General features: G+C 68.4%; 8 protein-coding genes. 6 read left to right on the forward strand and 2 right to left on the reverse strand.

Annotated elements, in window-relative coordinates:
- Positions 1-13: 13 nt before the first annotated feature.
- The 4 genes from UK23_RS49500 (at position 14) to UK23_RS44315 (ending at position 3,050) form a co-directional block, all read left to right on the forward strand.
- A complete protein-coding gene (locus tag UK23_RS49500; RefSeq protein WP_156213833.1) occupies positions 14-700 on the forward strand; it encodes a hypothetical protein in 687 nt (228 codons plus the stop codon).
- A gap of 33 nt (positions 701-733) precedes the next feature.
- Positions 734-1,639, forward strand: a complete 906-nt coding sequence (locus tag UK23_RS44305) for a hypothetical protein (RefSeq protein ID WP_156213834.1) — start codon at positions 734-736, stop codon at positions 1,637-1,639.
- Between the two features lie 87 nt (positions 1,640-1,726).
- Positions 1,727-2,446: a hypothetical protein gene (locus UK23_RS44310; protein WP_156213835.1), complete on the forward strand. Its 720-nt coding sequence runs from the start codon at positions 1,727-1,729 to the stop codon at positions 2,444-2,446.
- A 64-nt stretch (positions 2,447-2,510) separates the two neighbouring features.
- Positions 2,511-3,050, forward strand: coding sequence for a sortase domain-bontaining protein (locus UK23_RS44315; RefSeq protein WP_196778159.1), 540 nt, complete (start codon positions 2,511-2,513; stop codon positions 3,048-3,050).
- A gap of 1 nt (position 3,051) precedes the next feature.
- On the opposite strand, the gene glpK is transcribed toward UK23_RS44315, so the two are convergent.
- Positions 3,052-4,560: a glycerol kinase GlpK gene (gene glpK / locus UK23_RS44320; RefSeq protein WP_045317846.1), complete on the reverse strand. Its 1,509-nt coding sequence runs from the start codon at positions 4,558-4,560 to the stop codon at positions 3,052-3,054.
- 13 nt (positions 4,561-4,573) lie between these two features.
- A complete protein-coding gene (locus tag UK23_RS44325) occupies positions 4,574-5,317 on the reverse strand; it encodes an MIP/aquaporin family protein (RefSeq protein WP_082115476.1) in 744 nt (247 codons plus the stop codon).
- Positions 5,318-5,603: 286 nt separating this feature from the next.
- Between UK23_RS44325 and UK23_RS44330 the strand changes: the two genes are divergently transcribed.
- Together UK23_RS44330 and UK23_RS44335 are read left to right on the forward strand one after the other, a co-directional pair.
- A complete protein-coding gene (locus UK23_RS44330) occupies positions 5,604-7,313 on the forward strand; it encodes a glycerol-3-phosphate dehydrogenase/oxidase (protein WP_156213836.1) in 1,710 nt (569 codons plus the stop codon).
- Between the two features lie 28 nt (positions 7,314-7,341).
- A complete protein-coding gene (locus tag UK23_RS44335) occupies positions 7,342-8,781 on the forward strand; it encodes an alkaline phosphatase D family protein (protein WP_082115477.1) in 1,440 nt (479 codons plus the stop codon).
- Positions 8,782-8,791 lie beyond the last annotated feature (10 nt).

Here is an 8,791-nt window from a genome sequence, read left to right on the forward strand (position 1 = left end):
GAGGGAGGAAACCGTGAAGAAAACCGTTGTGGCACTTGCGGTCCTGGGCACCGCGTTCGCCCTGACACCGATCGCGAACGCGCAGGAGGACGTCACGCCGAGCTTCGGCTTCCAGGGCATGCAGCGACCCGGCGCCCAGTTCAAGATCACCATCAAGGACGGCACGTGTCCCGGCGGCCCGGTGTCGCTCACCTCGGCGGGCTTCACGGCGGTCGATCTGCCGTCACTGACCGGCACGTTCGTCGACCAGGTCGGCAACTACACCGCGACGCTGAAGTGCAAGGACACCACCGAGATCGGCGAGCTGTCATACAGCCTCGCCGAGGCGCAAACGCCGCGCACCGACCCGTTCCTGGACAAGGCCGAGTACGCGCCGGGCGAGCAGATCAAGATCTACCTCCAGCGCGGCCGCAAGTGCAGCGGGCCGGCGACCTCTCCCGGTTTTGCCGCACCGGCCGAGCTCACCCAGATCTGGCAGCCCGAGAACTACCCGCTGACCGGTGAGACGACCGCCGGCACCACGCCCGGCACCTACCAGGCGAAGATCCAGTGCATCACCGAGACGGTGACCAACACGTTCACGGTGAAGGCCCCGCCGACCACGGGCACCACCAACCCGCCCGCGCCGAAGCCCGGCGCGAAGGCGCCCGTCGTCAAGCCGAAGGGCGCACCACAGACCGGCGGTGGAGGCACCGCCTGACCTGAAGCACCACAACACATGGGGGAGAAGAAAATGAGGGGGATCAACACCGTCGTCGCCGTCGTGGCGATGGCAGCGGCAACGGTCGCGTTCGGCCAGAGCGCGACCGCGCAGACCGAGGACGTCGCACCGGTGTTCAAGATGGCGCCGGACGTGCTGACGAAGGGCCAGGACTTCCAGGTGCAGGTGCAGGAGGGCACCTGTCCCGGAGGCCTGGAGTCGGTGACGTCACCGGGTTTCGCGGCTCCGCTCAAGCCGGGCGACCTGACCGGCAGGGCGGGCAAGCAGGCCGGCGACTTCACCGCGACGGCGAAGTGCAAGGGCAGCACCAAGACCGGCACGGCCGGCTTCCAGGTGCTCAACCGGAACTTCTTCCCGCTGTTCAAGATCGTGCCCGACCAGCTCAAGCCGGGACAGGCGTTCGAGGTCCAGATCGACCAGAACGACTGCCCGGACGGCGGCATGATCTACTCCGACGGCTTCCGGGAGAAGAAGCTGCTGAACACGGTGCACGGCGTCGCGGGTGACAAGCCGGGCAACTACTTCGCCACGCTCTACTGCAGCACCGCTGGGACGATCTACAACTCGGCGTCGTTCGAGATCGTGCCCCTGACCGCGAACGACAGGTTCACGCTCGACAAGGCCGAGTACGCGCCGGGCGAGCAGATCAAGGCGACCGCCCCGGCGAGCGCTCTCTGCATCGGCAACCTGTCGTCCACCGGTTTCGTGGCACCGATCAAGCTCGCTCGTGAGTCGGACCAGCTCTTCTCCGGAACCGGCAAGACGATCGAGGCTCCTGGCGACTACGTGGCGTCGATGACCTGCAACAACATGACGGTCACGCAGAACTTCAAGGTGACGGCGCAGAAGCCGAAGGCCAAGGCTCCGGTCGTGAAGCCGAAGGGCGCGCCGCAGACCGGTGGTGGCGGCACCGCCTGATCTGCGGAGACGGACGCGGCGGCGGTACGGTCTGTGCACCGCCGCCGCCGCCGCGTGCTCAGTCAATTGCATTGGGGTGCAAAGGAAATGAGTCGCAGCACTGCCGCGGCCGCCTTGGCGGTCCTGGCAGCAGCGGTGTTCTTCCCGGACGCCACCGCCGCCCAGGAAGAACCCACGCCGAGCGTCAGCATCAGCCCGGCAACCGTCGCGATCGGGCAGGTGGTGGAGGTCTACTTCACCTGCCCGGGAGGCACGGACGAGGGCGTGACGTCGCCGGGCCTGTCCGGTGCCGTCACCCAATCCGGCGCGCCGGCTTTCGTGAAGAGCGTGCCCGGCACGTACACGGCGACGGTGAAGTGCAGGGGCACCTCGAAGGTCGGCACGGCGGAGTTCACCGTCCTGGAACGCGTGTCCGCGACGTTCCGCTTCATCCCGGAACGGCCGAAGCCGGGCCAGGCCTTCCGGGCCGAGGTCGACCGGACCGCCTGTCCGTCCGGTCCGTTCGTGTTCGCCTCCACCGGCTTTCGCGACGCCATCCGCCCGAACCAGCTCGAGGGTGTGGTGGTGGACACACCGGGCCGCCACTCGGTCGTGATCCAGTGCTGGCTGGGCCGGAACCTGATCAAGGGCGGCGGCATGCTCGAGATCGCGGAGCCCGACGCCCCGGCCGCGGACCGGCCCGCACCGTCCGACGAGGCAGAACAGGGCGCCAACGCCGAACCTCGGCACGCACCGGTCGCCGGCCCGCGCAAGCCGATCATCAAGCCGAAGGGCGCGCCGCAGACCGGCGGAGGCGGCACCGCCTGATCACAGTTCGGCACCGTCTTGATTGGACGAGCAACTAACCCACCGGATGTGCGTCAATGGCTTCGTGGGGACTCGTGTCTTGATCGCGGTGCTGAGCGTGGCGCTGGCCACTGCCGCCTGTTCACAGGGGCCGGCACCGAAGCCGTCGGCGGCGACGAGCGACAGCGCGCCGCCGCCGGTGGTCTCGCCACTCGGCAAATCCGACCCGATGGAGCTGCGGATCGAGCGCGTCGGTATGCGGTCGTCCCTGGTCGAGCTCGGCGTCGACCAACAGGGCGTCGTGCAGATGCCGCCCGCCAACGAGGGCATGCAGGCGGGGTGGCGCCAGCTGCACCCGCAGCAGTGGATCATCGTCGGGCGGATCGAGAGCAACAAGGCCAGAGGCGTCTTCTACCGGCTCAACGACCTGACGCAGGGCGACCTCATCGAAGTGTCCAAGAAGGACGGTTCGGTCGCCCGTTTCACGGTGGGGCGCACCGAGAGGATCATCCGCGACGACTTCTTCGCCGAAGCCGTCAGCAGAGACGCGGACGAGCAGGGGCTGCGGCTGATCACGTGCGGCACTCGCGACAACGTGATCGTGCACGCAGCCCCAGCCCAGTGACTCAGTCCTGCACCCAGTCGAAGGTCTTGGTCACGGCCTTCTTCCAGTTCGCGTACTCGGACGTGCGGCGGTCGTCGTCCATCTGCGGGTCCCACTTCTTGTCCTGGGCCCAGTTCTCGCGGATGTCGTCCTCGGTCTTCCAGAACCCGACCGCGAGGCCGGCCGCGTAGGCAGCACCGAGCGCGGTCGTCTCGGCGACGACCGGCCGGATCACCGGCACGCCGAGGATGTCCGCCTGGAACTGCATCAGCAGCTCGTTCACGACCATGCCGCCGTCGACCTTCAACGCCGTCAGGTCGACGCCCGAGTCGGCGTTCATCGCGTCGAGCACCTCACGTGTCTGGAAGGCCGTCGCCTCCAGCACGGCCCGCGCGAGGTGGCCCTTGTTGACGAACCGGGTCAGGCCGACGATCGCGCCACGGGCGTCGGAACGCCAGTACGGCGCGAACAACCCGGAGAACGCGGGCACGAAGTACGCGCCACCGTTGTCCTCCACCGACCGCGCGTGCTCCTCGATCTCGGCCGCGGAGCCGATCATGCCGAGGTTGTCGCGCAGCCACTGCACCAGCGAACCGGTGACCGCGATCGAGCCCTCCAGCGCGTAGATCGCCGGAGCGTCGCCGATCTTGTAGCAGACGGTGGTGAGCAACCCGTTCTCGCTCATCACCTTCTCGGTGCCGGTGTTGAGCAGCATGAAGTTGCCGGTGCCGTAGGTGTTCTTGGCCTCACCCGGCGACAGGCACGCCTGACCGAACGTCGCCGCCTGCTGGTCGCCGAGGATGCCCGCGATCGGCACACCGGCGAGCGCACCCCGCTCGCGCACCTGCCCGTAGACCTCGGACGACGACCGGATCTCCGGCAGCATGGACATCGGAATGCCCATGTCGGAAGCGATCGACGAGTCCCACTGCAGCGTGTCGAGGTCCATCAGCATGGTGCGCGACGCGTTCGTCGGGTCGGTGACGTGCACACCGCCGTCGGTGCCGCCCGTCATGTTCCACAGCACCCACGTGTCCATGTTGCCGAACAACAGGTCGCCCGCTTCTGCCTTCTCCCGTGCGCCTTCGACGTTGTCGAGGATCCACCGGATCTTGGGGCCGGAGAAGTAGGTCGCCAGCGGCAGGCCGACCTTGGCGCGGTAACGCTCCTGCCCGCCGCCGAGGTTGCCGAGCTCGGTGACGATCTTGTCGGTGCGCGTGTCCTGCCAGACGATGGCGTTGTAGACGGGTTCGCCGGTGTTCTTGTCCCACACCACAGCGGTTTCGCGCTGGTTGGTGATGCCGACGGCGGCGATGTCCGAAGTGGACAGATCGGCTTTGGCGAGCGCGCCCGCGGCGACCTGGCGGGTGTTCTGCCAGACCTCCATCGGGTCGTGCTCGACCCAGCCCGCCTTCGGGAAGATCTGCTCGTGCTCCTTCTGGTCGACCGACACCACTCGACCCGAGTGGTCGAAGATCATGCAACGGGTCGACGTGGTGCCCTGGTCGATCGCGGCCACGTACTGGGTCATGCGAGTAGTCCTTTCAGACCGGGAGAACCAGGTAGAGCAGCGCGGCGAGCGCGCCACCCACGAGCGGGCCCACCACCGGGACCCACGAGTAGCCCCAGTTGGCGTTGCCCTTGTTGTGAATCGGCATGAGGAAGGCGTAAGCGATGCGCGGGCCGAGGTCGCGCGCCGGGTTGATGGCGTAGCCGGTCGGGCCACCGAGCGAGGTACCGATCACCAGGACGACGAACGCGACACCCGCGTAACCGAGCGCCGAGTTGCCGAACTGCGGCGTCCCGTCGGTCGCCATCTTCACGCCTGGCGACAGCAGGATCCACGCGACCAGCACGAACGTGCCGATGATCTCGGACACGAGGTTCCACACCGCGTTCGGCACGGTCGGTCCGGTGGAGAAGATGCCGAGCGTGTTCTGCGGTTCGTCGTGCGTGTCGAACTGCAGCTTGTACGTCGCCCAGCAGAGCATCGCGCCGAGGATCGCGCCGACCATCTGCCCGAGGATGTAGAAGGGAACGTCGCCCCACGGCGTCTTGTCCGCGATCGCGAGCCCCAGCGTCACCGCGGGGTTGAGGTGAGCGCCGCTCGGGTTGGCGACGCTGGCGCCGGTGAAGACCGCGAAGGCCCAGCCGACGTTGACGAACAGGAATCCGGTGCTGTTGCCGAGGGTGTTCTTGAGCACCTGGTTCGCGACGACACCGGTGCCCAGGAGGATGAGGACCGCTGTCCCCAGCACCTCCCACACGAAGATCGAGCCTGCACTCATCGTCGACCTCCACTCGTTTGCGGCCAGACAGGACGCGCAAACCCGAGGTCAGGGCCGCGCCGCCCGCCTGCAACGTGCTCGGACGCTATTACCGTGCTGATCAGTTGTCCACGCCAAGTACCCGTGGTCAGGCCATTTTTAGGCCGTTGGGTACTGGTCTTCGTGCCCGTGGGCGAAGGGGCGTTGCTGCAGGTAACGTGATCCGCGAGTCGTCACCAGGGAGGCGTCTGTCGTGGCCACGCGCAAGAACGCAGCTGCACCACCGCAAACCCCCGCCGCCCCGCCGATCACCGGCAGGCTGGGCCCGGCCGAGCGCGAGGAGTCGTGGCAGCGGCTGGGGGCCGAGACGTTCGACCTCGTCGTGATCGGCGGTGGTGTGGTCGGGGTCGGTGCCGCACTCGACGCGGCGACGCGCGGGCTGCGGGTGGCGCTCGTCGAGGCCCGTGACCTGGCCTCCGGCACGTCGAGCCGATCCTCCAAGCTCTTCCACGGCGGCCTGCGGTACCTGGAGCAGCTCGAGTTCGGACTGGTGCGCGAGGCACTGCGCGAGCGCGAGCTGATGCTGACGCGCATCGCACCCCACCTGGTGAAGCCGGTGAGCTTCCTCTACCCGCTGGCGAACCGGATCTGGGAGCGCCCGTACACGGCGGCCGGCCTGTTCCTCTACGACACGATGGGCGGCGCCCGCTCCGTGCCGGGGCAGAAACATCTCACCCGAGCGGGTGCGCTCCGACTGGTTCCGGCTCTGAAGCGCGATGCGTTGATCGGCGGAATCCGTTACTACGACGCACAAGCCGATGACGCACGGCACACGATGATGGTCGGCCGCACCGCCGCGCACTACGGCGCTGTCGTGCGGACGTCGACCCAGGTGGTCGGGTTCCTGCGCGAGGCGGACCGGGTGTCCGGTGTGCGCGTGCGTGACGTCGAGGACGGTCGTGAGGTCGACGTCCGGGCGCACGCGGTGATCAACGCGACGGGCGTGTGGACGGACGAGCTGCAGCGTCTTTCCGGTTCGCGCGGGCGGTTCCGGGTGCGGGCGTCGAAGGGCGTGCACATCGTCGTCCCGCGCGACCGGATCGTGGCCGAGGCCGGGATGATCCTGCGCACCGAGAAGTCCGTGCTGTTCGTGATCCCGTGGCGCAACCACTGGATCGTCGGCACCACGGACACCGACTGGAACCTCGACCTGGCGCACCCGGCGGCGACCAAGCACGACATCGACTACATCCTCGAGCACGTCAACTCGGTGCTCGCGACTCCGTTGACGCACGACGACATCGAGGGCGTCTACGCGGGTCTTCGCCCGTTGCTGGCGGGTGAGTCGGAGGCGACCTCGAAGCTGTCCCGCGAGCACGCGGTGGCCCGGGTCGCTCCTGGCCTCGTCGCGATCGCCGGCGGCAAGTACACGACGTACCGGGTGATGGGCGCGGACGCCGTCGACGCGGCGCACGTCGACCTGCCCGGCCGGATCCAGCCGTCCATCACGGACAAGGTGCCCCTGGTCGGTGCCGACGGGTACCACGCGCTGGTCAACCAGGCCGACCAGCTGGCGGCCAAGCACGGGCTGCACCCGTACCGCGTCCGGCACCTGCTGGACCGCTACGGCTCGTTGGTGCACGAGGTGTTGTCGCTGGCCGCGGACAACCCGGAGCTGCTGAAGCCGATCCCCGCGTCGCCGGACTACCTGCAGGTGGAGGCGGTGTACGCGGCGTCGCACGAAGGCGCGATGCACCTGGAGGACGTGCTCACGCGCCGCACCCGCATCTCCATCGAGTACGCGCACCGCGGCGTCGAGTCGTCGGAGGCGGTGGCGCGGCTGATCGCGCCGGTGCTGGGCTGGGACGAGGACGCGATCAAGCGCGAGGTCGAGGTCTACAACGCGCGGGTCGAGGCCGAGCGCGACTCCCAGACCAAGCCGAGCGACCAGGCGGCGGACGCCGTTCGTGCCGCGGCACCGGAAGCACGTGCCCAACTGATCGAACCTGTGAGTTGAGTGACCAACTCCGGGCATGCTGGACGGCATGACTGGGGTTGATCGTCGAACTTTTCTTGCTGTCAGTGCGGTTGTGGCCGGTACCGCTGCTTCGGCCGGTATCGCTCACGCCGCAGAGGCGCCTGTCTTCGCGCACGGCGTCGCGTCGGGTGACCCGTTACCCGACGGCATCCTGCTGTGGACCCGCGTGGTCACCGACGAGTCCGTGCGCTGGGAGGTCGCGCGCGACGAGTCGTTCGAGCACGTGGTCGCTCGCGGCCGCACCCGCACCGGTGCTCATCGCGACCACACCGTGAAGGTCGAGGTCTCCGGCCTTCGTCGCGCCACCCGTTACTGGTACCGCTTCCGCGTGGACGACGTCGTGTCCCCCGTCGGCCGCACCAGGACCGCGCCCGCCGGTGACTGCCCGAGCGTCAGGTTCGGGGTGGTGTCGTGCGCGAACTGGATGGCCGGCCACTTCGTCCCGTACGGCTACCTGGCGGATCGCGACGACCTCGACGCCGTGATCCACCTCGGTGACTACATCTACCCGCACTACGACCCGAAGGTCCGCGACGCCGAGCCGAAGCACGAGATCATCACGCTGGCGGACTACCGGACCCGGCACGCGCTCTACAAGACCGACCCGCACCTGCAACGCCTGCACGCCGCGCATCCCATGATCGCGACCTGGGACGACAACGAGAGCGCCGACAACTCGTCGGCCGTCGGCGCGCTGGGCCACGACCCGGCGACCGAGGGGCCGTGGGCGGTCCGGCTGGCCGCCGCGACCCGGGCCTACTTCGAGTGGATGCCGATCCGCGAGGGCATCATGTTCCGCCGCCTGCGGTACGGGTCGTTGTGCGACCTGACGATGCTGGACCTGCGGTCGTACCGCACGCCGGAGACGATCATGGGTGCCCGTCAGCGCGACTGGCTGATCCGCGGGATCTGCGACGACTCCGCGCGGTGGCGGTTGATCGGCACCTCGGTGATGTTCAGCCCGCTGGCGATCCCGCCCGCGCCGGGGTTCCCGTCGGTCAACACCGACCAGTGGGATGGTTTTCCCACCGACCGGGAGCTCGTGGTCAGGGCGCTCGACCGCAAGGGGATGAAGAACGCGGTGTTCCTGACCGGGGACATCCACTCGTCGTGGGCGGTGGACGTGCCGGACGGGTCGGCGTTGAAGTCCGTGGCCACCGAGTACATCACCACGTCGATCACGTCCGACAACTTCGACGAGTTCCTGAACGTGCCGCCGCGGACCGGGTCGCTGGCGCTGGAGGCCGCGATCATCGCCAAGAACCCGCACGTGCGGTTCGTGGAGCTGGACTCGCACGGGGTGTCGACGCTCGACATCACGCCGGACGAGGTGCGGATGGACTGGTTCTACACCTCGGACCGGACCGACCCGAACGCCACGATCCGCAAGGCCCACTCGTGGCGCACCCGCTACGGCACGGCCCGCGTGGAGCCCGTCCTCTTCTAAACGATGAAGG

Source organism: Lentzea aerocolonigenes (assembly GCF_000955955.1).
Taxonomy (GTDB): Bacteria; Actinomycetota; Actinomycetes; order Mycobacteriales; family Pseudonocardiaceae; genus Lentzea; species Lentzea aerocolonigenes_A.

What these genes read in the sequence shown, in the direction of transcription:
- UK23_RS44305 (WP_156213834.1), top strand. Translation starts at nt 734, where the DNA reads ATGAGGGGGATCAACACCGTCGTCGCCGTCGTGGCGATGGCAGCGGCA.
- UK23_RS44325 (WP_082115476.1), bottom strand. Translation starts at nt 5,317, where the DNA reads ATGAGTGCAGGCTCGATCTTCGTGTGGGAGGTGCTGGGGACAGCGGTC.
- glpK (WP_045317846.1), bottom strand. Translation starts at nt 4,560, where the DNA reads ATGACCCAGTACGTGGCCGCGATCGACCAGGGCACCACGTCGACCCGT.
- UK23_RS44335 (WP_082115477.1), top strand. Translation starts at nt 7,342, where the DNA reads ATGACTGGGGTTGATCGTCGAACTTTTCTTGCTGTCAGTGCGGTTGTG.
- UK23_RS44310 (WP_156213835.1), top strand. Translation starts at nt 1,727, where the DNA reads ATGAGTCGCAGCACTGCCGCGGCCGCCTTGGCGGTCCTGGCAGCAGCG.